Source organism: Bradyrhizobium yuanmingense (assembly GCF_029167105.1).
GTDB lineage: Bacteria > Pseudomonadota > Alphaproteobacteria > Rhizobiales > Xanthobacteraceae > Bradyrhizobium > Bradyrhizobium yuanmingense_A.
Window position 1 is genome coordinate 19,874 of the sequence record NZ_JARFML010000050.1, and the last position, 21,458, is coordinate 41,331.

17 protein-coding genes and 4 pseudogenes are annotated in these 21,458 nt (G+C 59.3%); 6 read left to right on the forward strand and 15 right to left on the reverse strand.

The features are described 5' to 3' along the window. Positions 1-2: 2 nt before the first annotated feature. Genes P0R31_RS37195 through P0R31_RS37205 form a run of 3 tightly spaced genes read right to left on the reverse strand, consistent with a single transcriptional unit; the run spans position 3 to position 4,392 of the window. A complete protein-coding gene (locus tag P0R31_RS37195; RefSeq protein ID WP_157286698.1) occupies positions 3-1,241 on the reverse strand; it encodes an ATP-grasp domain-containing protein in 1,239 nt (412 codons plus the stop codon). Beyond that, a complete protein-coding gene (locus tag P0R31_RS37200) occupies positions 1,238-3,133 on the reverse strand; it encodes a class I tRNA ligase family protein (protein ID WP_157286699.1) in 1,896 nt (631 codons plus the stop codon). Before P0R31_RS37200 ends, P0R31_RS37195 begins: the two co-directional genes overlap by 4 nt. Next, positions 3,127-4,392: a lysine N(6)-hydroxylase/L-ornithine N(5)-oxygenase family protein gene (locus P0R31_RS37205; RefSeq protein ID WP_275519963.1), complete on the reverse strand. Its 1,266-nt coding sequence runs from the start codon at positions 4,390-4,392 to the stop codon at positions 3,127-3,129. The genes P0R31_RS37200 and P0R31_RS37205 overlap by 7 nt, the downstream gene beginning before the upstream one ends. Before the next feature lie 680 nt (positions 4,393-5,072). Between P0R31_RS37205 and P0R31_RS41190 the strand changes: the two are divergent. After that, positions 5,073-6,227: pseudogene (locus tag P0R31_RS41190) on the forward strand (IS3 family transposase). A 423-nt stretch (positions 6,228-6,650) separates the two neighbouring features. Here the strand turns inward: P0R31_RS41190 and P0R31_RS37220 are convergent. The 7 genes from P0R31_RS37220 to P0R31_RS37250 all read right to left on the reverse strand — a co-directional run bounded on the left by P0R31_RS37220 (position 6,651) and on the right by P0R31_RS37250 (position 14,787). Further along, positions 6,651-7,079, reverse strand: a complete 429-nt coding sequence (locus P0R31_RS37220) for a hypothetical protein (protein WP_275519969.1) — start codon at positions 7,077-7,079, stop codon at positions 6,651-6,653. Between the two features lie 1,905 nt (positions 7,080-8,984). Next, positions 8,985-9,821: an ABC transporter permease gene (locus P0R31_RS37225; RefSeq protein ID WP_275519996.1), complete on the reverse strand. Its 837-nt coding sequence runs from the start codon at positions 9,819-9,821 to the stop codon at positions 8,985-8,987. Positions 9,822-9,863: 42 nt separating this feature from the next. Continuing rightward, entirely contained in the window at positions 9,864-10,796 is a 933-nt protein-coding gene (locus P0R31_RS37230; RefSeq protein ID WP_275519998.1) for an ABC transporter permease, read from the reverse strand. Next, complete coding sequence (locus P0R31_RS37235; RefSeq protein WP_275519971.1) at positions 10,796-11,794, reverse strand: ABC transporter ATP-binding protein; 999 nt, start codon at positions 11,792-11,794, stop codon at positions 10,796-10,798. Before P0R31_RS37235 ends, P0R31_RS37230 begins: the two co-directional genes overlap by 1 nt. Further along, positions 11,791-12,777 carry an ABC transporter ATP-binding protein gene (locus P0R31_RS37240; RefSeq protein ID WP_275519973.1) on the reverse strand — a complete coding sequence of 329 codons (987 nt, stop codon included), beginning with the start codon at positions 12,775-12,777 and terminating at the stop codon, positions 11,791-11,793. Before P0R31_RS37240 ends, P0R31_RS37235 begins: the two co-directional genes overlap by 4 nt. Positions 12,778-12,842: 65 nt before the next feature. Continuing rightward, the gene (locus P0R31_RS37245) at positions 12,843-14,432 is read right to left on the reverse strand and encodes an ABC transporter substrate-binding protein (protein ID WP_275519975.1); all 1,590 of its coding nucleotides are present in this window, start codon (positions 14,430-14,432) and stop codon (positions 12,843-12,845) included. 184 nt (positions 14,433-14,616) lie between these two features. Further along, entirely contained in the window at positions 14,617-14,787 is a 171-nt protein-coding gene (locus tag P0R31_RS37250; protein WP_275519977.1) for a hypothetical protein, read from the reverse strand. 31 nt (positions 14,788-14,818) lie between these two features. On the opposite strand from P0R31_RS37250, the pseudogene P0R31_RS37255 reads away from it, so the two are divergent. The 3 genes and pseudogenes from P0R31_RS37255 to P0R31_RS37265 all read left to right on the forward strand — a co-directional run bounded on the left by P0R31_RS37255 (position 14,819) and on the right by P0R31_RS37265 (position 18,168). Next, positions 14,819-16,017 (forward strand): annotated as a pseudogene (locus tag P0R31_RS37255) (pyridoxal phosphate-dependent aminotransferase). Between the two features lie 12 nt (positions 16,018-16,029). Then, positions 16,030-16,902, forward strand: a complete 873-nt coding sequence (locus P0R31_RS37260; protein WP_275519979.1) for an isocitrate lyase/phosphoenolpyruvate mutase family protein — start codon at positions 16,030-16,032, stop codon at positions 16,900-16,902. Between the two features lie 357 nt (positions 16,903-17,259). Further along, entirely contained in the window at positions 17,260-18,168 is a 909-nt protein-coding gene (locus P0R31_RS37265) for a LysR family transcriptional regulator (RefSeq protein ID WP_275519981.1), read from the forward strand. 223 nt (positions 18,169-18,391) lie between these two features. Here P0R31_RS37265 and P0R31_RS37270 read toward each other — a convergent pair whose 3' ends face one another. From P0R31_RS37270 to P0R31_RS37280, 3 genes are all read right to left on the reverse strand, one after another. Next, a complete protein-coding gene (locus P0R31_RS37270; RefSeq protein ID WP_275519983.1) occupies positions 18,392-18,931 on the reverse strand; it encodes a DUF2285 domain-containing protein in 540 nt (179 codons plus the stop codon). Between the two features lie 46 nt (positions 18,932-18,977). Beyond that, complete coding sequence (locus tag P0R31_RS37275; RefSeq protein WP_275519985.1) at positions 18,978-19,172, reverse strand: transcriptional regulator domain-containing protein; 195 nt, start codon at positions 19,170-19,172, stop codon at positions 18,978-18,980. 173 nt (positions 19,173-19,345) lie between these two features. After that, positions 19,346-19,624: a DNA -binding domain-containing protein gene (locus P0R31_RS37280; protein ID WP_275519987.1), complete on the reverse strand. Its 279-nt coding sequence runs from the start codon at positions 19,622-19,624 to the stop codon at positions 19,346-19,348. A 430-nt stretch (positions 19,625-20,054) separates the two neighbouring features. Here P0R31_RS37280 and P0R31_RS37285 point away from each other — a divergent pair, with 430 nt between their 5' ends. Continuing rightward, a complete protein-coding gene (locus P0R31_RS37285) occupies positions 20,055-20,336 on the forward strand; it encodes a helix-turn-helix domain-containing protein (RefSeq protein WP_247293715.1) in 282 nt (93 codons plus the stop codon). A gap of 41 nt (positions 20,337-20,377) precedes the next feature. Here P0R31_RS37285 and P0R31_RS37290 read toward each other — a convergent pair whose 3' ends face one another. After that, complete coding sequence (locus tag P0R31_RS37290; protein ID WP_275519990.1) at positions 20,378-20,518, reverse strand: hypothetical protein; 141 nt, start codon at positions 20,516-20,518, stop codon at positions 20,378-20,380. 94 nt (positions 20,519-20,612) lie between these two features. Continuing rightward, a pseudogene (locus tag P0R31_RS37295) lies at positions 20,613-20,749 on the reverse strand (IS3 family transposase); the annotation flags it as partial. 209 nt (positions 20,750-20,958) lie between these two features. Between P0R31_RS37295 and P0R31_RS37300 the strand changes: the two are divergent. Next, positions 20,959-21,458 (forward strand): annotated as a pseudogene (locus tag P0R31_RS37300) (IS21 family transposase); the annotation flags it as partial.

Consider the following 21,458-nt stretch of genomic DNA (forward strand, 5'->3'; position numbering starts at 1 on the left):
TTTCACTCGAGCGCGAAGACTGGGGTGATCGTCTCCGATACCCAATCGAGGTGCTTCGTGAGCAGTGCTTGGCTCGGCGCGGTGCTGATCACCGCGATCAGACGTTGAAGACGGAAATCGCTCGGCGGAAGCACAATGTGTGTACCGATCGATGTTTCGACGATCGCCTGCTCGACCCAAGGGTGATCGAGAACCGCCTCGAGGCCGCGATAGCCGAGCAGCCGCCCTTCCTGTTTGGCCAAGACGTAATGGATCCCGGCCACCCGCTGCGGCGCGGGCGGAGGCTGAGGTGCCGTGCCCACCGCAATGCGAGCAAGGTTTTCGTAGAAGTCATAGTGCAACGCAAGCGGGACCAGATGCGACGCGATGTAATCGCCTCCCGGCCGGGCAGCAACCTCAATGAGCGCGAACTGCGAGCCGTCGTACTTGCCTTCGAGGTGGAAGGATGCATTGTCCAGGCACAGCGCCAGCACGTAGTCTTTGGTCTTTGCTTCAATCATGCTGCGCATCTCACCATCGAGGTCGGCAGGGAAAATATGCCGCACCTCCAGGCAATAGGGATCCGAGGTGAGCTTGTGCGTGATCCCGACGACGGTGACTTCACCGCCGCAAACGTACCCTTCCACACTCACCTCCTGCCCGCCGATATAACGTTCCGCCAGGAACGTAAGCGTTTCCCGGCGCAAAGTCGGGTCATACGACGGATTGCCGATCTTCTTGCGAGTGGAATGAAAGACATTCAGGTCGGCAGGCTCGCGAATGAGGTAAATTCCGGTGCTGCCCGAGGCGTTCACCGGTTTCACGATGACCGGAAGTCCCGCCACACTGATGAACTCTTCCAGATCGCTATCATTCTGCAAAAGGCGGTGCGTGAGGCCGGAAACGGACTGAGTTCGCTCGCGCAGTATCGATTTGTCCCGCACCGCGGACACGGATGCGTGCGGCAACCCGGGCAGCCGCAATTTCGCGGCAACGATGGCGCAGGCTTCCACAGCAGTTTCCGTAAAGCAGACCACACCGGCAATTTGGATACACTTTCTGATCTCCTCGACGGCGCTCTCGAGCGAGACAAGGCTTGCGGGATTACATTGGCGCCACTCGTCGACGTAGCAGGCAAGTTCCGGTGGCAGCGCCTGACCAAGCACAGCGACGCGGTATCCGAGCCGATGTGCCGCTTCGAATGCACGAATGCTTTCTCGTATGAGCCGGCGATAATTGATATAGAGGAGAAACTCCGTCATACAGTCCAGCCTCTGCCGTCGAAGGATCGCCCCGCCGGAATCCATTGCAAGGCGTGGTTCAGATATGGCGCTTCTCGAATGCCAAGGCGCGCCAGGAGTGCGGTGCAGAGCCCGGGCATCACCGGCCAGGCAAGCGTCGCCCACAGCCGCAGGCCGGCAACGCTGAGGGCGCAGGCGGCGCGCTCGATGCCCGAGTGATAGCGCGCGCCAAGCGCTTCTGTTGCGAATCCATCAAGGTCGTGAAGCAAGCGGTCGATTAGCTCCGCGATCCGCCGCGGGTCGAATCCTTCGACCGAGAATAGCCGCCGGCCCTCTTGCTGACGCTCGCAAAGGTGTTGATAGAATGCGCGATGCAGGCGTTCCCAAGTGCCGGCCTCCGGGACCGTCCCGCCGTGACGGGTTTCGACCGACTGACTGATGTGATGAATGACGGATGCCAGCAGGCCGCGGCGCCGTTCGAGCCAGTCAAAGGCCTCGCGAAAGCTAAAGCTCGTCGAGGCAACCGATGGACGGGTATGGCAGACATATAGGCGCAGCCAGTCGGCCGGAATCCCCTGGCGGGTGAGGTCGTCGGCGTATATGACATGGCCCCGCGAGGTGGAGAGCTTACGGCCGTCAAGCTGGTAGAATTCGTTGCCAAAAAACCCCACGATCCGAAATCTGCTCGCGTCGTAAAGGTGGAGCAGGATTGGGAAGGTGATGCAGCGCAGATACGCGTTGTCGGAGCCAAAAAAGAGCACGAGCTCGACCTCGTCCGAGCCGAGCTCCGCACGGGAGGCAAGCATATCCTGTGCCGTCAAGAAGCGGGGGGCGAGCTCGACGGCCGAATAGAGGTTCTGGTCCTCTTGCCCGTGCAGCGGGAGAGCAAGTCCGTCCGATGAACAGATTCCGAGCGGAATGTCCGGCAGCTTGCGCTGCAACACCCGGGCGACGAAATCCGGCATTTTGCCGACGTAGGCCCCCGACATCAGGTATCGCTCGAGCACTGCGCGATGCGGCTCCAGCGGCACGAACATGCGCTTTAGCGGCCGCCACGCTGCCGGCCGGTTGCAATGATTGCAGACCGGATCCATCAGCTCTTCATCCGGCACGAACAGCGCGCAGTTCTCGCATTCCGAGCTGATCACTTCGCCACAGTGCGGACAGGAGCCGCGCACGTGGGCTTCGAACAAGTATCCGTGCCCGTGCTCACAATACGGAACGCGGGCAGTTTTCTCGATGAGATGGTCGCCGGCGTCCAGCGTGGCTAAGAACTCGCGAGCGACCCGTTCGAAACGCGGCAATTCGTCGAGCGTCGCGAACACATCGAAGTCCACCCCCAGCAGACGGTAGTTAGCGAGAAAATCATCCGAGTAGGCGCGCGAGGTTTCGTGGTAGCTCCGCCCTTCGCGCGCAGCGGTGATCGCCACATGCGTCTGAAAACCCAATGTCCCACAAAGCTGGTAACAGTCGAGCCCAAGTGTCCTTTGCGCTCGCGTAAACATGTCGGCAGCGACGACCGGCCCCGCCAGATGCCCAAGATGCATCCGCCCGTTCGGCGTTGTAAAGCTCGGCAGAACGAGGCGCGTGCGCGGCGCCTTGGTGGGGGCTTTGACGCTTTCGTCAACGGTCTGCCGGTCTTCCCACCAAGCATTTCCCACGACAAGGAGTTCCGCCGCATCGTTCTTGATAAGATGGGTAGTGAACGGAGACATCAGCAGCATGTCTCCGGGGCCGAGCTGCGTGGTAGAGAGCGACCCGTCGCCATAGGTGAGCGAGCCGGTGCCGGAGAACACGAACAACATCTCGTTGTCGGCGTGGCAATCCAAGCGCGTGGACTCGCCACTCTCGAGGGCAAATTTTGAGGCCCTAAAATGGCGTGCCACGATGTTATCGCGCAGCTTTCTCACCATTCCTCCTCCAGTTCAGCCAGACGCGACAACATCGATCGATCCATGTCCACCGGATAGAACTCCTTTCCCATGATGCTGTTGACGATCGTTGCGTTGCGATAGGCGACGAGAGACAGATTCGCGTTCTGCAAACCATGCTGGATGCGGGTTCTGTTCTGGAAGTAGATCTTGCCTGGCAGGGCTATCCGGCTCTCTAGTGAATAGTCCGATCTGATCCTGGGCAAACTACCCTCAATGCAGGCGAGCTGCATGATGCGGTTGAAGAATGGCGGCGTGTGGGGGACAAAACCGGTGGCCAAGATCACACAGTCGACCGGCGCCCTGCGTGTTGCTGCGGTCTCGGTGCACTTGAGCGTAACCTCGAAGCCCGCGCCATTCTGCCGCAAGCCTTCGAGGCAAGCACTGACGATCAACCGGACGCCGTCGTTCTCACTGTCGACGAAGCGACGTTCATAGATTTTGTCGAAGAGTTGATTTGTGAGATCCAGGGATACGCCGTCGCTGCTCAGCCTTTTGACCTGCACCCATTCGCGCCGACGTGAGAGCGGCTGAGCTTGAAAGTGGCGGAAATAGGCAGGCGTATAATACTCGTTGGTGAATGCGCAGTCGTCCCTCGGTTCAAGGTTGTCGCGGGGCGTAACCCAAAGTATCTGCTTCAGGGGTGGGCCCGCGAGCAGCTGTTCCATCACCTCGCTGCCGCTTTGCCCCCCGCCGACGAGCAAGACTCGTTCTCCTGCGGCCGGTGGCGCCCTATTGAGATAGTCTGCCACGTGATAGACGCGTTCGCCCAACAAGGGACGCACGCAATCCGGCACGTTGGGGCAGATTCCGAGCCCAAGTACGACATGTCGGGCCTGATATTCCGCCTCAGTGGTCGTGACGCGGAAATGTGATATTTCGGTCCGCACATCCAGTGCCTTTTGCCCAAATCTAAGATACGGAAGCTGATCTGCGACCCAGGCGAAATACTGAGAAAACTCCTTGCGAGAGACTGCACCGGACCGTCGATTGACGAACGCGTGGAGCCGCCCACTTCGGTGCAAAAAGTTGAGAAATGAAAACGAACTGGTTGGATCTACGAGCGACACACAGTCTTTGACATGTGACACTTGTAACTTAGCGTTCGAAAATGCCATTCCGGCGTGCCAGGCAAAACTCGGCTTATCGTCAATGAATAGGCACCGTAGTCCGGTCGGCTTCATGAGAGCGGCAAGGCTGAGATTAAATGGACCAATTCCGATACCAATTACGTCATACATGCGACGAAGCTCCCATGTGCCGGTCCTCTTCACGGCCAACTAGAAATGGTGCGGGCTGTGCGTGCTGGGTACACGCGCTCGGTCCGCCCCTACATCATCGGTTGCTTCGTGATGCTCCTTGCATGAAGCAAGCGGCGTGCCGAACTGAAATCGCGGCGCTTCTGCAAGCGCTTGATACAACTATCGGCGAGACGCTTGAATCGAGCGTCGCGTCACGTGCACGAATTGTCTCAAGGCTGACGATCGGGGCTGCGTCATATCCGACAAGGGCGGTGTGAGTTCGGTGGCCTGCACAGCCCGGCAATCGTTGGCTCCGGGAATCGCGCGGCGCGGGCGCGGTACCGCCGGTTGATCTGCCTCACCTACTCAGTGAGGCTTCTGCATTCCCTTTCTGGGCCTCGCAGCTCACGTTGCCTGAGCGCCGTCGCCAACTCTCGCTTCTTCGCGCGCGATAAACTCTGCGAGTTCGTTTCTGTCATACCCGCGAAGTCGCCCGGCTTGCCGACCTCCTTGCGGTTAATGAACATGCCCAATTCTTTGCCGAGCAGCTCGAGCCGCGCGGTTCCCGACGTTCCCCTGGTACTGGGTATTCGCCCTGCTCTTCTGAAGTGGACCCCGAATTTTGGACCGGCGGCTTAGGTGGTGCGGATGCCGTTCCGTTTTGGTAAACGGAGTGGACCATGGAGAAGACGAGACAGAACATCGATGCGGGGCAGAGGGCAAAGATCGCCTTGGAGGCGCTGCGAGAACAATCAACGGTGACGGATCTGGCGCAGCGCTACCAGGTGCATGTGAACCAGATTTATGCGTGGAAGAAGCAGCTTCAGGATCAAGCGGTTCGGGCGTTCGACGCGGGCGCTGGTCGGGATGGCGAGGCGGCCCACGAAGTGGAGGTCGAGAAGCTCCACGCCAAGATCGGACAATTGACCGTCGAGGGAGATTTCTTAGCCAGGAGGTCCGGAAGATGAGCGCGCCGGATCGCGGAGGATTGCTTCAGCGCGATCATGAGAGTCTATCAATCGGCCGGCGATGCCAACTGCTGAGCGTTGCGCGATCGAGCGTGTATCGGCCGCCGCGGCCGGCCGATGACAACGACTTGAGCTGATGCGACGGATCGACCAGCTGTTCACGGCCTGGTCGTCCTGGGCTCGCGGCGGATGACGGCGAGGCTCAATGGCGAAGGCTGTCGCATCAATCGCAAGCGCGTGCAGCGCTTGATGCGCAAGATGGGCATCGCGGCGCTGGGACCAAAGCCCAGAACCACAAAGCCGGCGCCGGGCCACAAAATCTTCCCGTATCTCCTGCGCCATATGTTGATCGACCGGCCAAATCAAGTGGGGGCGGCCGATATCACTTTATGTGCCGATTGGCCAGGGCTTTCTATATCTGGTGGCGATCATCGATTGGGCGAGCCGTGCGGTGCTGGCCTGGCGCCTGTCGAACACGATGGACACATCGTTCTGTGTGTCTGCGCTCGAAGAGGCCTTGCGCTTCGGCCGGCCTGAGATCTTCAATACCGACCAGGGCAGCCAGTTCACCAGCGCAGCCTTCGCCGGCACGCTGTTCGCCACTGGTGTCAGGATCTCGATGGACGGTCGCGGCCGCTGGATGGACAACGTGTTCATCGAGCGGCTGTGGCGCTCGCTCAAATAGAGGACATCTATCTCAAGGGTTATTCGGATGGCAACGAGGCCAAAGCCGGAATCGCTCGATGGACCGAGTTTTACAACCGCGCATCAGATCATCGATGTCGGCAACGACCTCGTGGATCAGCGTACGGACGATGCGCTTCTACAGCCGCGCATCGATGGTCGGCCCTGACCAGATTGACTTGAGGTCTGAGGCCAGCACGCTGAGCATCGTTGGATCGATCGCTGTCGGTGCGGTCGTCGCATCATGCGCGGCAATCTTGCTCTCTACCTCCGCGACGCGGGCAAGCGAGCGATTCCAGCGCGCCTCAAGCTCCGCGGCAACCAGGCGGTGATCCCTTCAAATAGATTGTGAAACTCGCCTATCCCTTGTGCCCCAAGAAGGTGGGAGCGGCCGACACATCGAGACATATCTCAAGTAACGACGATAGTGCCGCCTCTGCCCCGATAGTTAATTCCGAAATGATTCTTGTTCTGCTGAGTGGCAATGAAAAGCCCCGGCGCGAAGCCGGGGCTTTGTTGACGTATTTATGCCGGGCAGCTCATAAGCGCCGCGGAGCCGCACTCACAGGGTCCTCCATCCACTCGAGGTGATCGGTCTCGCTCGGCTCAATGCTCGGCCGTGAGCCGACCATCTCGAAAAAGTCCTTGCCGATCTGCGCTACATAAAGTCCCCATCTTCGTCGGACTCCTTTGCCACCTCATCATCACTATCAACCTTACATAGATAACGCTGAGACCCAGTTGCACGCTGCCGTCGTCGTTGAGTTTCCACTTCCCGGACCGGGCTGCATCGAGCACCATGTCGTCCTCGTCGACTTCAACGAACCCCATGCTCTGTGCCCGGGCTTTCGCTTCTGGATTGGCAGGTCGCCAGTTCACCATAGGCTGTTTGCCGTCTTGTCGAAGTGCATGTTCGAGCAAAATATCGCCAGCATTTGTGACCAGCGGATGAGCAACCTGGAAATCGACAATTGAGGTAACCCTATCTGCTCCGGGGAACTGTTCTTGCCACCTATTGCTCTCGAAGTCAGTCATGCTGAATCCGGGCTCCGTTCTTTGAAGCCCGACGCTCTTATTCCCCAGTTGGTAACTGTAATATCGCGCTTCATTAGAATCTTTTCTGATACCATACTCCCTGGCAACCTCTGATGTGCGCTTAGCTCTATCCGATACAAACTCGGAGTACTCGTGTGGATTGTTGGCGATTCGGTTGATTTCATCTCCATGGAATTTTCTAACTTCTGTCCTGAACGTCTCTCTGTCGATCTCGACTACAGGAGGCCTTGAAGCCAGAGAATAGCGCGAAGATGAGCTACCAGCTGTATCCTGCAATCGCATCCGAGCGAACGTATCCGAAAAGTCTTAGGTTTCGGAATCCGAGTGCTCAGAATTTTCAGTTTCATAGGACTGACCATCGGACCAATAGTTTATTCGGCCGTACATAGTGCCCCTCTTTCCTTGCATCATACGTGTTGAGTTGTTTGCAGGTCATTGTGACCTAAGCTCCGCTTAGATAGCTTACCTGTCCACAAGCTGACGCGCAGCAAATGGAACTCAGTGACTGATCGTGCAAGCGGGCGTTCGTGCGACTCCTGCTCGGCCAGCTCCGGAGCCCGCTAGATTGGCACATCACTCAACAATGCATTGGCACCGAGTCTATCCGTTGGGGCCGCGGGTCCGAGATTGTCGAATCCGTCTTCTCTGAGAACCGGAGCATGTGCACGAAGTACAGGATGAGAAGAGACTTTGCTGATTGGGATACGATCCTGCGGGGTATCTTGGGTTCTGCCGCGCTCGTTCGGTGATGGATGTGGCGGCGTCCGTCGTCAAGGCCGGGCGCGCGAAGATCCATGGCCCATCCGGCAGAGGGTGGACGGCTTCGATCTGACCAGCTTCTGTGGCCAAGCGCAGCGTCTTGGATTCATCGGCGCCGCTATCTGCGGCGCAAACCTGTGCCGCGTCGGCCATCGATGCTCGATCCTTACATTCCCATGATCGAGAAATGGCTCGCCGCGGCCCCGCACTTGTCCGCGGTCGATCTTCTCTCCCGGCTGGAAGCGCATGCGCTCGGTCAGTTCACTGACCATCAGCGGCGTACGGTGCAGAGGTTGATGAAGAATAGGCGATCAAAGGCCGCGCGACAGCTCATCAGCAGCACAGAAACCATACTATCGATTCAAGCTTCGTGCCTCGGTGTCTAATCCCACGGGTTGCTTCGCCGGATCACCGCAAGCCGCTCGCTCGCTCCGGCGTCGAGAAGCGACGACAACGCGTTGAGCGCTTCCAGGCTGACAAAGGGCTCTGCCGTTAGGCTGCCACCGCGAGCACATGCCGCGCGGTCGAACATCCAGGATGGGAACTCCAGAAAACGCTACGTCTCCGATCCATCCAGCGTGCAGTGGAAAACAACGCCGTCCGCCTTGTCGATCACGGCATGGACGAAAAGCTCGCGGCCTGCCCAAGGATGAAGCCGGTACGGAACCTCACGGCATACGGTCCCCTGGGCGTTCTCAAGCCTTGTTGTACAATTTCCAGCGCCCCTATCAGGCGCTGGAAAACCGCGCGCCGATGGCGTCTGGCGGGCCGGTGTCACCGGCGCATTCCGCGAAGAGGCTGTGGATATGAAGCTTCCCGCAAGAGAGAAGCTTGGACAACGCTGCGGGTTGCCCACATCCCCACAGCCACAACAGCAGCAAGCAAGAGTAGCGTAAAGTATTGGGAAGAACGAGCGGCAGCAGCGCCTCTTAAGAAACCGGATCCGGTAGTCCTCAGCATAGGGTCCACTTCATGGCGCTTCTCTTGCCTTGCCATTGCAAGAACAGATCACCTTGAGACATGAAAGGTCCGACCAAGTTATGAACTTGTCTGGTATGTTGCCGAAAGAGTACGATCGTCTCCCCTGCGAGCAATGAGATATCTTCGATCTCGCTTTTCAAAGTCTCACGATAAGGTTTTGTCGATCCGGTCGCGCAACCAGTCGCCAACCAGCGAAATCGACAAGGTCGTAAGCGAGATGACCAGCGAAGGCAGAACAAGGATCCAGGGCGCACGGGTCAGATAGTCACGACCATAGCCGACCATATTGCCAAGGGACGTCAGCGGCGGCTGGACACCAAGTCCAAGGAAGCTAAGGCCGCTCTCGAGCAGAATGATGTCCGGAAAGGCAAGCGTCATGGTCACGATCAAGGTCGAAGCGATGTTCGGCATGATGTGGCGCAGGTAGAGACGCCATGGACTTGCGCCAAGCTGGCGTACGGCGATCACATAGGCTTGCTCGTTGGCACTCATGGCAAGCGCGCGGGTGACGCGGGCGTAGCGTTCCCATCCGTGGAGACCGATGAGCCCCACGAAAAGGAGCAAAGAATTGCCGAAGAAGGCAAGCACCGCGAGTGCCAAAACGAGAAAGGGCATGCTTGCCTGAAAATCGACACAGCCGAGAATGAGCTGCTCTACCCAGCCGCGGAAGTGAGCAGCCAAAAAGCCAAGCGTAATGCCAAGGATGGCGCCGATCAAGGTCGCCGTGAAAGCAATAAGGAGGCTGATGCGAATGGATATGACCAGCCGTGCCAGTACGTCCCGGCCGAGCTCATCTGAACCGAAGGGATGTGCGATGGTTCCGCCGAGGCCAAGCGGTGCAGCGAGGCGATGATGAAGGTCAAGGGCTGCATAATCATAAGGAGCGAGGTGATCTGCAAATATCGCGACGAGAAGCATGAGAAGCAGCCAGGCGACTGCTATTCCGATCGCGCGGTCGCGCCACCACCACACCTTTGGCATCTTTGAGGAGGGCAGAACCTGGTCTGCGGAAATGCTCGACAATTATCGTCTCCCAAAGTGCAACTGGCGCAAACGTGGATCGAGCATGCCATAGAGCAGATCGATCGTAAGATTGGTGGTAATCATGGCGGCGGCCACGACGAGCAGGATGCACTGGACGACAGCCAAATCGCGACTGGCGACTGACACGACCAGCAGGCTGCCAAGGCCTGGCCACGAATATACACTCTCCACAAGCACCGTTCCCGCGATGAGATTGCCGACCATGAAGCCGACGATGGTCAGCACTGCTATCGCGGCGTTTGGCAGAGCGTGACCGGCCACGACGCTGGCCCAAGGCACGCCCTTGGCGCTGGCCGCGCGAATATAGGGCTGTCCAAGCACCTCAAGCATGGCGCTGCGGCTGAATCGCGCCAGAACGGCCGCGCCGCCCAGACCGAGCGTGATGACGGGCAGCACCACATGGTGCCAAGTGCCCGCGCCGCCTGAGGGGAACCAGGGAAGCTCGACGGCGAAAGCGAGTATGAACAGGAGGCCGAGCACGAAAGATGGCACGGTGAAGCCCACGACAGCGACCATCATCACCATTCGATCCGCCAGACTATCCCGCTTGAGGGCCGCGTAGATGCCGGCCGGAATGCCGATCATCAGGTTGAGGATCAGCGCCGGCGCAGTCAGCATCAAGGTGACCGGAATGCGCTCGGCAACGACGGCAATCGCGGCACGCCCGTCACGCATCGACTGGCCGAGATCTCCATGAACGACCGCAAAGAGGTATTTGACGTATTGCACCCAGAGTGGTGCATCGAGCCCCCAGGCCTTTCGGAAGGCCTCGACCGCTTCCGCCGGTGTTTCCGGCGACAACAACGCCAAGGCGGGATCGCCAGAGGCGCGCAGCACCACGAATGCGAATGTGACCACAACTCCGATGGTCAGGAACGCGCGTGCGAAGCGGACCAGAATGAAGCGAGCCATCATGTCTCCTTGTCGAGTTCGGCACCATGATCGCCGATCAGATGGCAGGCGACGCGCCGCCCGTCAGGCGCGGACCTGAGCTCTGGGGCGAACCGCGCGCAAAGCGGAAGGGCGACCGGACAGCGAGGATGAAATGCGCAGCCGCCCGGCCGCGCAGCCGGATTGGGCGGATCTCCTTCAAGGATGGTGCGAGAGCGATGTCGGCCGGGCCTTGGCACCGCGGAAATGAGCGCCCGCGAATAAGGATGCAAGGGATCCAGAAGAACCGCCTCAGACGATCCTTCCTCGACGATGCTGCCGAGATACATTACAGCAATCCGATTGCTGATCAGCCGGACCACTCGCAAATCATGGCTGATGAAAATCATCGCCATACGTCGTCGCTCCTGCAGGTCGCGCAGAAGATTGATCACTTGCGCCTGGATCGAGACGTCGAGTGCTGATACTGGCTCGTCGCAGACAATGAGATCCGGATCTGTGGCCAGCGCACGAGCCAGAACGGCACGCTGGCGCTGGCCGCCTGAAAGCTCGTGCGGAAAGCGGGCGAGGTGGTCGGTCCTGAGCCCCACATCGGTAAGAAGCGCATTGACCCGCCCCTCTCGTTCCGACTTGCTGCCAAGCCCGTGAATTTCGAGCGGCTCGGCTATTTGCGCGCCGATCGTCAGTCGGGCATCGAGAGCGGCTAGCGGATCCTGGAACACCATTTGGATTCGCATCCTGAGCCGGCGCCATCGACTATCGCCGATAGCAGGCAAAGCTTCTCCGCCGAAGGTCACCTTGCCGGCATCCGGCCGGTCCAGGCCGATCAGGAGCCGGCCCGCAGTCGACTTACCGCAGCCGGATTCGCCAACCAGTCCGAGGGTCTCGCCGGGAGCCAGCTGCAGGGAGAGCCCATTGACCGCCTGGACCATCGCTGGAGGGAGGAAAAGACCCTGTGGCAATCGATAAGCTCGGACAAGCCCATCGGCCTCGAGGATCGGCGGAGCAGTCCTGCTCATGCAGCCACGACCTCGCCCGCGCGCGCTTCGCTCGTGACATGCAAGCAGGCAGCCCTGTGTCTGATGTCGCCATCCAGCGAAGCGAGCTCAATTGCCCATTCATCACAGCGTCCGATCCGCCGATTGCATCGAGGGGCGAAAGGACAGCCTAGCGGAAACGCGGCTGCGTTTGGCACGACACCGGGAATGGCTAAGAGGCGTTGCCGCGGCCCATCCAGACTTGGAAGAGCCGCAAGAAGACCTCTCGTATATGGGTGAGCAGGTTGGTCGAAGAGGCGGTCGGCGGGCACTTCTTCGACGATGTGCCCCCCGTAAAGGACCATGACACGTTCGCAGATCTCGCTGACGACACCGAGATCATGCGAGATCAGGACCAGCGCCATGCCCGTCTCGCGCTGGATTTGCCGCAGCAGCTCAAGGATCTGCGCTTGAATAGTGACATCCAGGGCGGTGGTAGGCTCATCAGCGATCAAGATGTCGGGCTGTCCTGCAAGCGCCATGGCGATCATGACCCGCTGGTTCTGCCCCCCGGAGAATTCGTGGGGATAGGCGCCAAGCCGGCGCGCTGCATCGGGAATGCCGACCTGGTCGAGCAGACGTCGCGCTTCTGCCTGGGCCGTGCGGTGGTCCATGTCACGATGAAGCCTCAAGGCCTCGATGATCTGATCGCCCACCCTGTGTACGGGATTGAGCGCGCTCGCCGGGTCCTGGAAGATCATGGCGATCTGCCCGCCCCGCACCTTGTCGAGGCGAGAGGCTGGTGCATGGAGCAGCTCCTCTCCGGTCAGGCGTACGCTGCCCGTTACTTTAGCGCGTTGCGTCAACAGTCCAAGCGCAGCAAGCCATGTCACGGATTTGCCGCAACCGCTTTCACCGACCATGCCCAGCGACTCGCCGCGCGCGAGCGTGAGATTGATTCCACGCAGCGTCGGCACACCGTCGAACGCAACACGCAAATCTTCGATCTGAAGAAGAGCTTCCATGCGAGGCCCCTGCTCGTCCCTCATCATACAGGCCGCATCCGCTTTAAGCCGATTCAAGGTATGCATCATCGCGATTCTGTCCGGATCAGAGCTCTGTTGAATGGGCCGAAATTGAGATCGAGCGTCAGTCCCGGCAGCCATGGCACATCGCGGCGCTTGCCATAGAACTGACCTGAAACGTGCAAAATCACGCAAGGGGGATCGACCTCGTTGATGATCTCGAGCATGCGACGGATGATCGGCCGGCGCTGTTCGTTCTGCACGGTGTCCAGGAGCTTGGCGCCGAGCGCAAAATATTCCTCGTTCCTCCAGACTCCGATCGACCTTGGCAGAGTGCCGCTCGGACCGAATTCACGCCAGGGATGGCCGAGATGATCAAGGAACAGCGCCGTATTCGACGTATCGAAGATGGCACGCACCGGCTGGCGCTGAATTTGCGCGAAGTTTTCCATCATCTGGATTTTGACGTTCAGGCCAACCGCGCGCCACATCTCGATCATCGTTTGCGCGCCAGAGACTTGATTGGGGTAGTAATTGTTGAGCAGACGATAGGCGATCTGCTCTCCCTTGTAGCCAGCATCAGCCAGCAACTCCTTGGCCTTGCCGGGATCATAGGCAAGCGAGGGGAATTCGTGGATGTAGCCTTCCCCGTAGCTCGGCAGCTGGTAGCCGTTCGGAATCGGGACCCGGTTCTCCCACAAGCTTTGCACGATCAGCTTGCGATCGAGCGCAAGGCTCATCGCACGGCGAACACGCGCATCCTTCAGAACAGGATCAGTCTGATCGAGGGCGAGCGAGCGGATATTCTGCACGGCACCACCCACGACCTCGAGATCAGCACGCTTCTGGATGGTCGCGAACTGGTCCGGCGGAATGTCAGTGGCGACGTCGAGCTCGCCGGCGAGCAGGCCGTTCACGCGCGCGGAAAGCTCGGGAATGGTGCGGTAGTCGATGCCATCGAATGGCGGCCGCCCGCCCCAATACGCATCATGGGCACTCAATGAGACACGAATATCGAGCTTGTGATCGACGAGCTTGTAGGGACCACTTCCGACAGGGGCAGTGGTCCAGCGCTGCCACGAGCCCGCTGCCAGGAACGCGCGCTGGCTCACGATCTCAGATCCCCATGCGGCCAGACGCTGCTCGAGGAGTGCGTCGCTACCCTTTGCATGCATAATGACGGTGTAAGGATCGACGATTTCGACCTTCTCGAGCCGATCAAGCGACTGAAGCGCCTCGGCCATTCCGCTGCGTCCAGGTCCCAGAAGATGGTCAGGACCAAGGCTGAAGGCGACATCTTCAGCCGTCAAAGGCGTCCCATCGTGGAAAACGACGTCCTTGCGCAAGAACAGCCGCAGCGACTGCGCGTTGATCCGCTCCCAACGCTCGGCCAAACCAGGCCGTAGCGTCATGTCGTGGGCATGGTCTACTCTGATCAGCGTATCAAACAGCTGCGGCATGACCCGACGAATGGCAGTATCGGTCGCGATAACAGGGTCGAACGATCGCGGAAATCCGGACATGCCGACCTTGAGGCGGCGACGCGGCAATGCCTTAGGCTCAGCCTCCACAGCGCCAGCGCCTGTGCTGGCCAGCACGCTTGCGGCAAGGCTACCTGCGATGGCTTGCCGTCGCGTCAGATCGATACGGGTCATCACCGCCTCCGCTTCCACGTCAATTGATGTGAATGCCAGCCCGCGAATTGCTCGACCGGCACAAGCTCTCGATCGCGAAATCGAGCGCTTGTGTTGCTCAATTTCGCGATTGTGCGCGACCTTAGAAGCCTGAAACTGCTACGCCAGAATGACACACATCGAATAAATCGATATGTGCTTGCAACTATGCGATGATCGGCAGGCCGATGATGAGGAGGAGCTGCACAAACGACTCATGCGAGCGCCCAACGGAGCCGCACGAAGAAGCGATACGGTTATCGTAATCTTCGGTGACTATATCCAAAGCCGCGATCACCTGGCTCGTCTGGTCGTTCGGGTTCGGATAGATGCCCAATCGCTCATTCGAACGCGTAGGATATTGTGTCTTGTCTCTCATTTCAGAACGACTCAAGGTCGTCCGTCCCTCCCAAACCAAGGTCATGACGGCTCGCGCCGCCGAGCTGCGAGATCAGGGAGCCGATGTGATCACGCTCAGCCAAGGCGAGCCGGATTTCGATACGCCGTCCGTCATCTGTGAAGCTGGCATCCGGGCCATCCGTGCCGGGCAGACGAAGTACACGGCGGTCGCCGGAATCAAGCAATTGCAGGCAGCAATTGGCGAGAGCCTCCGTCGCGATCATGGCCTCAACTATGGTATCGACCAGATCACGGTGGGCTGCGGCGCCAAGCAGGTTGTGTTCAACGCACTATTTGCCAGCCTCAATCCGGGCGATGAGGTTGTGATCCCGACGCCATGCTGGGTCTCCTATCCCGACATGGTGGCGCTTGCAGGCGGCAAGCCGGTGCTCGTCGCCTGCAGTGAACGCGATGGCTTCAAGCTGCGCCCCGAGGCACTAGACCAGGCGATCACGCCGCGAACCAAATGGTTGATGTTGAATTCGCCATGCAATCCGACCGGTGCAGTCTACAGCCGCAGTGATTTACTGGCGCTCGCGGCGGTACTGCGCAAGCATGCCCAGGTGCATGTGCTATCCGACGACATCTATGAAAAACTCACCTATGACGCCGACTTTGCAACAATGGCAGCAGTTGCACCGGACCTGTGCGAGCGTACCTTAACGGTCAACGGGGTGTCCAAGGCAGACGCGATGACTGGCTGGCGCGTTGGCTACGGTGCCGGGCCCTTGTCGCTGATCAAGGCCATGAACCTCATCCAGGGCCAGACCTCTTCGCACACCAGCTCGGTTTCTCAATATGCCGCGCTGGAGGCGCTGTCAGGGAGACGGGACCATATCACAGAGTTTGCGCGTGCATTTTAGAGCGCCGCGATCTTGTTGTCGCCAAGCTGAAGCAAGCCAAGGGGCTTGCTTGCCGTGTGCCGGACGGTGCCTTTTATGTTTTCCCCTCCTGCGCGGGGGTCATTGGCAAGCGCACGCCAGACGGCCAGATGATCGAGACCGACAGTGATTTTGCCATGTATCTGCTCGACGCCTTCGCCGTCGCTGTCGTGCCTGGCAGCGGCTTCATGGCTTCGCCCTATATCCGCATCTCCTATGCTTCCTCGCTCCAGGACCTCACGCGCGCCTGCGACCGGATCATCGCCGCCTGCGCGAGCCTGTCCTAAAAGGATCTTCCGATGTCCTCTGCCAAACGCCTTCGTGCCCGCATGGCCGAGACTGGCCTTGTCCACGTCATGGCCGCCCACAGCCCATTCTCAGCGATGCTCGCTGAAGAAGCCGGATTCGACGGAGTGTGGGCGTCCGGCTTCGAGCTGTCTGCACTTTATGGGCTGCCCGATATGAGCCTGATCTCAATGACACAGCATCTCGACATGCTGCGAGCGATCGCCGGGCGCACGAGGCTTCCGATCGTCGCGGACATCGATACTGGCTATGGCAATGCGATTAACGTCATTCACGCTATCACGGAATATGAGCGGGCCGGCGCTAGTAGCGTTGTCATCGAGGACAAGACTTTTCCAAAGGTGACGAGCCTTGTTGCCGAGGGCCGCCAGGACCTGTTGCGCATTGAAGAATTCCAGGGGAAGATCGAGGCTGCCATCATGGCAAGGTCAGATCCGGATTTCCTCGTCATCGCACGCACGGAAGCCTTGATCGCCGGCCTCGGCGAAGTGGAGGCCCTGCATCGAGCACACGCTTATGTAGAGGCTGGCGCGGACATGATCCTGATCCATTCGAAAAGCCAGACTCCTTGCGAGATCGAAAGCTTTGCGCGCGCCTGGACTGGAACGCTGCCGCTGGTGATCGTGCCGAACGCCTACCCTGACCTCGATGCCAAACGGGTCAAAATGCTCGGCAACATCCGCATGATGATTTATGGCAATTACGGCATTCGTGCTGCTGCAACTGCCATGCAGGAGACCTTCCGCCGGATCATCGCTGATGGTGGCGTCCAGAATGTCCACAAGGATATTCTGCCGGTGGATGAGATCTTCAGAATCCAGAATATGGAACAGGTCAAGGCGGCCGAAGCTCGCTTCCTTCGCTGAACGCTGAACTGATACCTGACAGCGAGATTTTGAGACGGCACTCAGCAGCGAGCTCTGATTCGGGCGCAATCCTGAACGCTCTTAAGACGTCTCGGCCCTGTCAGCTCGACGGCCGCCGATCTCGACTGCGACATCAGCGGTCGCCCCCTTCCCGGCACTTGGAGATTACCTCTTAGAAGGCGTCGAGAGCAATCGAAGTGCCGAACCAGTTTGCGGAATCCTCGAGAAGGCAGATTTTGAGCGCGAGATGCGTTTATAAGCGGCAATCCGGCTATAAACATCGAATAATGTGATGGAGCTTCTGGCGATGGCCCGCCGTGACAATCAGCGGAGGCCCAGAAGCTACCGGAGCAGAAAATGGCTGCCGAACACAATGAAGTGCCCCTCAATGCTATCCGGGTCTTTGTGACAATTGCGCGTGAGGGGAGCGTCACGCGTGCGGCGAGCACATTGGGAACGACACAGAGCTCGGTCAGCCGCTATTTGGCTGTGTTGCAGGACTACTTTGGCACGGATCTTGTTCAACGGCGGGGGCGACGCAGTGAATTGACAGAATTCGGAAGGCTCTTTGCGAACGCCGTGGCCGAGCCGCTTGATACAGTGTGTTTCACTGCGAAGAGAATGCGGCGCAGGAACCGAACGGACGCTAATCGAATCGTAGTCCACACCTCTCTTTCCACCTTCGCCTACTCCTTCCTGATACCCAATCTCCAGGCGTTCTCCGCCGAGATGGGCGGCGTCGTCGTCGACGTGATCAGCTCATTGTCTCCGCCCAGATCCTCCGACAATTTCGACATCCTGCTTACGCGTGATCTTTGTGTCGCTGAACCGGCCGACGATTGGGCGATCTACAATGAGATGCTCGTATGCGTAGGCGCTCCAAATCACGTCATGGGAAAAACGCTCTCCACTGCCCGTTCAATGCCGATTCTGAATATCACATCGAGGCCCGACATACTGCCCACCTGGCTCAGAGCCATGAACCTGACCGCGAAGGACATCAAGTCGGGGGCGCGATACGATCATAACTACTTGGCTTTGCCGGCTGTCATCAGCGGGAAATGCCTGCTGGTGGCGCCCGAAATCATTGTCAGCGATCTCGTGCGTAAAGGGTCTCTCCATGTCATACCGGGATCGCGTACTTCAAGCGGCATGCAATATCGGGCCTATGCGGTGGACCGCAGTGACAACCCAGAAGTTGCTCGCGCCTTTTGCCGATGGGTCGCGCGGCTCTGTAAGAAGGCCGCGATTCCGGAGGCTGCCTAATCCCGTGTTTGCGTGATAGCAGACGTTTGATCGATCTTTGGTATCTTAGCGCGTCCATTTGCACATGCAGACTGGTCCGATCGCCGGCGAGCCCGTCGTTGAGCGAGCCGCGGCCAGCCCGCGAAGCGAAGACGTTAACCGGGCCCTGCCAAAACCCTCTTTTCGCGTTAATCGGCCGATTACGATGGTCTTGTAAGATACGGGCTAGGCGACCAGCTAAAGCTCACGACGAGTCGTCCTCTCCTTTACGCTTGCGACGGAGCAAGGCGCGATAACCGCCTCGCACCAGATGCAGCCCGGTCTTGACCAGGCGAATGGTCCGGCTGCGCAGATCGTGCGTTTTCCAGGTGCGATCGGGAATGCGATGCTTGCCGAACAAGCCTTGCGCGATTTCGCGATAGCTGTGTCCTTCCAAAGACCCATCGACTGCACGCAAGGAGAGGATGAGCCGACGACGCGTCAAGATTGGCAGCGTCAGAGGCGGTGGTCCGATGGCGCGCCGTTCGAGCGCCAGCCAAAAACGATGTGCTGCCCGCAAACGAAGCTCGAAACTGCCGTCGAACGGCAGGTCGACGGCAAGCGATGAGCCGGTCGGTGGAAGTTCTGTTAGCCACAGGCGATGCTTCGCTCCTCCGAGCGCCACGATGGCATGCCATCCATCCGGCGCATAACGAAGCTCGCTACCCGCCAGTTTGCTGAAATCCAGATCGTACCACGCTGCCGGGCGGACAGCCGCGCGCAAGGGCAGCACGGTCGCGAGCACTTCGGGCGCCCAGAAGATGGCTTGTTGATCGAACGTCTTTTGCGGATCAGCTGCGAAAACACAGTCCCCACTGCTGCCGGAAATGGTCCGCCATCGCGCCGGATCGTTCGCTCATGGCGAGGGCCATATAGTCCCGTTGGTACTCGCCATTGCGGCGCAGCCACTCCCAGGCTATGTCCGCAGCTTCTGCTTTGTTGGCTTCGAGATAGGCCTTCTCTGATCTCCAGTCTGCACCCGGCATCGCACCACTTTCCCCGTATGTTCATAACGCACACGCAGGGAATTGCAGCCCGACGAATGTGACTATTTCTGGTTGCGCGAATGCAGATAGTCGCGATTGATGCAGTTTGCGCGATATGACGATCTAATTTTGCGATCGGTCATCACCAGAAGGGACGTCCGTTTCGAACGCACTTATTGCTCAGTCTTGGGCCAACCGCGCTGCAGGAGGTGCCGAAAGCCCTGGCGCGCCGCCCACTTGGCACGAGCCAGATGGCTTTCAAAGGTACGGCGGGCGCGATCCGGCTCCAGGGTGGGATCAATACCAAGCACGATGCGCGCAACTTCCCGCCAATCAGCGTTATCGGCCTCGGCATCCAGCAGACGCATATACGTGACGGCATGTTGCTCGTCATATGGCGTGAGCTGCGGCGCATTAGGCGCGAGATCTGCGATCTTGGGATCGGACGGCACGGCCTGAAAGTCCTAACAGATTGAGAAGCCTCGATTTTAGGAACGGTAGCCGTATTCAGAACCTTTTCGCAGAGAGCCGATTGTCGCGGCCTTCAGGAGCATTCTTGCCAAAGTCAATGAATACCGGCTGAGTGCCGTCGTTTCCCGTTGAATTCGTTCGCTCCGACCATCGTCCGAATACATTTGACCGCAGTCCGTTCCGCTCGATCAGCAGAACTGTCGTCCAGCCTTTCGAATCAAAAGACCCAAATGGGACGCAGCTCGTCGTAGCTTGTCAGCACAGGCTGATTCGGCGCGCCATCTGAATCCAGTACCGCTGCTTCATTCGGATTACGCGCGAACTCTGCTCATCTGCATGTTGGGCGAACCTATCGCAATAGTATGGTTATAGCCAGTGGTTTGATGGCCATCGGAATGGCTGCTTTAGCGCATGAAAGCTCGTGCGCTTGTCGCCTGGAATGTGCGCCGGATCCGCGTAGATCGCGGTGTTTCGCAAGAGCGATTGGCATACGATGCCAGGATCGACCGCTCCTATATGGGCGGTATCGAGCAGCAATCGGAGAACCCGACGATCGATCTTCTCGACCGTATCGCGGAAACGCTTGGGGTTCATTTGTCTGAATTCTTTCTTCAGCCGCCCAAAGGGGCGACGGCTCCCAAGCCGTTGCGTAAGGGTCGAAAGCCCGTCCCCCCACGTAGTAGAAAGAAATAACACTCCTCACGCACGAGCTTTGTACTGGCCGCCCAAGCCGCTCACATCAATTTCGCAGCTGCCGCAAACTCACCGGGGCGGACAATGGACCCACCGATATCACCGCTTGAGGAGTTCAGGTTGTCCTTGTGTATCCTGATGAGCTCCACCAGGTTCTCGCTGCCGTAGTCGGTGAACGCCATGATGTCGTGATCACCGAGACCGAAGACCAGATGAGGCCGTCCTCTGGGTCCATTCTGAAAGCGGCGTCTGACAGCCAGTCCTCGACTTCGCAGAGACCTGCTCCGGTTGAGATCGATGGTCGGCCAGCATGTCGCTGCCGCCCTCCCGGTACCCCCAATACCAGTGATAGAATGTGGCACGTGGGATACCAAGCCTGCCCCGCCTGGCCAGACATGCGATTGCTCCACCAGCTAGATTGCGGATTCCGATCGATGTCGCCCAGGATTCCGAGATGATCTCGCCCACCATTCCGATTTGAAGTCGCCCACCCGTTCCGAGATGATGTCGCCCACCATTCCGGGATGATGTCGCCCGGGTGACGAGACCTCTTCTGGCTCCCATAGGGTCAACCTTTCGGCTTTGCGAAGGGGGACCCTGGATGCCGACGGAGAGGCTTGCGATGCGCCGTGTGCGCGATGTGATCAGGATGAAGGCGGCTGGGCTGCCGAGCCGCGAGATTGCTCGGCGGATGGCCGCGGCGCCCTCGACAGTGCGGCTGACCATCCGGCGGTTCGAGGCCGCAGGCCTGAGCTGGCCGTTGCCCGACGAACTCACGGACGCGGCCCTGGAGGCCCGCCTGTTCGCCAAGACCGGCAATGGTAACCGGCAGGGTCATCGCCGCATCGCCGAGCCCGACTGGGCGGCGGTGCACCGCGAGCTCAAGCGCAAGCACGTGACGCTGTCGATCCTGTGGGAGGAGTACCTCGGCGCCGAGCCCGGCGGATACCGGTACTCGCGCTTCTGCGAGCTTTACCGCGCCTGGGAGGGACGCGTGTCGGTGACGATGCGCCAGGCGCACGCGGCCGGCGACAAGCTGTTCGTCGACTACGCGGGCGACGGCGTGCCGGTGGTGGTCGACCGCCTCACCGGCGAGCGGAGGACGGCGCAGATCTTCGTCGC

What these genes read in the sequence shown, in the direction of transcription:
- P0R31_RS37230 (WP_275519998.1), bottom strand. Translation starts at nt 10,796, where the DNA reads ATGGCTCGCTTCATTCTGGTCCGCTTCGCACGCGCGTTCCTGACCATC.
- P0R31_RS37275 (WP_275519985.1), bottom strand. Translation starts at nt 19,172, where the DNA reads ATGCCGGGTGCAGACTGGAGATCAGAGAAGGCCTATCTCGAAGCCAAC.
- P0R31_RS37285 (WP_247293715.1), top strand. Translation starts at nt 20,055, where the DNA reads ATGAAAGCTCGTGCGCTTGTCGCCTGGAATGTGCGCCGGATCCGCGTA.
- P0R31_RS37200 (WP_157286699.1), bottom strand. Translation starts at nt 3,133, where the DNA reads ATGGTGAGAAAGCTGCGCGATAACATCGTGGCACGCCATTTTAGGGCC.
- P0R31_RS37260 (WP_275519979.1), top strand. Translation starts at nt 16,030, where the DNA reads ATGTCCTCTGCCAAACGCCTTCGTGCCCGCATGGCCGAGACTGGCCTT.
- P0R31_RS37240 (WP_275519973.1), bottom strand. Translation starts at nt 12,777, where the DNA reads ATGGAAGCTCTTCTTCAGATCGAAGATTTGCGTGTTGCGTTCGACGGT.
- P0R31_RS37265 (WP_275519981.1), top strand. Translation starts at nt 17,260, where the DNA reads ATGGCTGCCGAACACAATGAAGTGCCCCTCAATGCTATCCGGGTCTTT.
- P0R31_RS37195 (WP_157286698.1), bottom strand. Translation starts at nt 1,241, where the DNA reads ATGACGGAGTTTCTCCTCTATATCAATTATCGCCGGCTCATACGAGAA.
- P0R31_RS37220 (WP_275519969.1), bottom strand. Translation starts at nt 7,079, where the DNA reads ATGACTGACTTCGAGAGCAATAGGTGGCAAGAACAGTTCCCCGGAGCA.
- P0R31_RS37235 (WP_275519971.1), bottom strand. Translation starts at nt 11,794, where the DNA reads ATGAGCAGGACTGCTCCGCCGATCCTCGAGGCCGATGGGCTTGTCCGA.
- P0R31_RS37245 (WP_275519975.1), bottom strand. Translation starts at nt 14,432, where the DNA reads ATGACCCGTATCGATCTGACGCGACGGCAAGCCATCGCAGGTAGCCTT.
- P0R31_RS37205 (WP_275519963.1), bottom strand. Translation starts at nt 4,392, where the DNA reads ATGTATGACGTAATTGGTATCGGAATTGGTCCATTTAATCTCAGCCTT.
- P0R31_RS37225 (WP_275519996.1), bottom strand. Translation starts at nt 9,821, where the DNA reads ATGCCAAAGGTGTGGTGGTGGCGCGACCGCGCGATCGGAATAGCAGTC.
- P0R31_RS37290 (WP_275519990.1), bottom strand. Translation starts at nt 20,518, where the DNA reads ATGGCGTTCACCGACTACGGCAGCGAGAACCTGGTGGAGCTCATCAGG.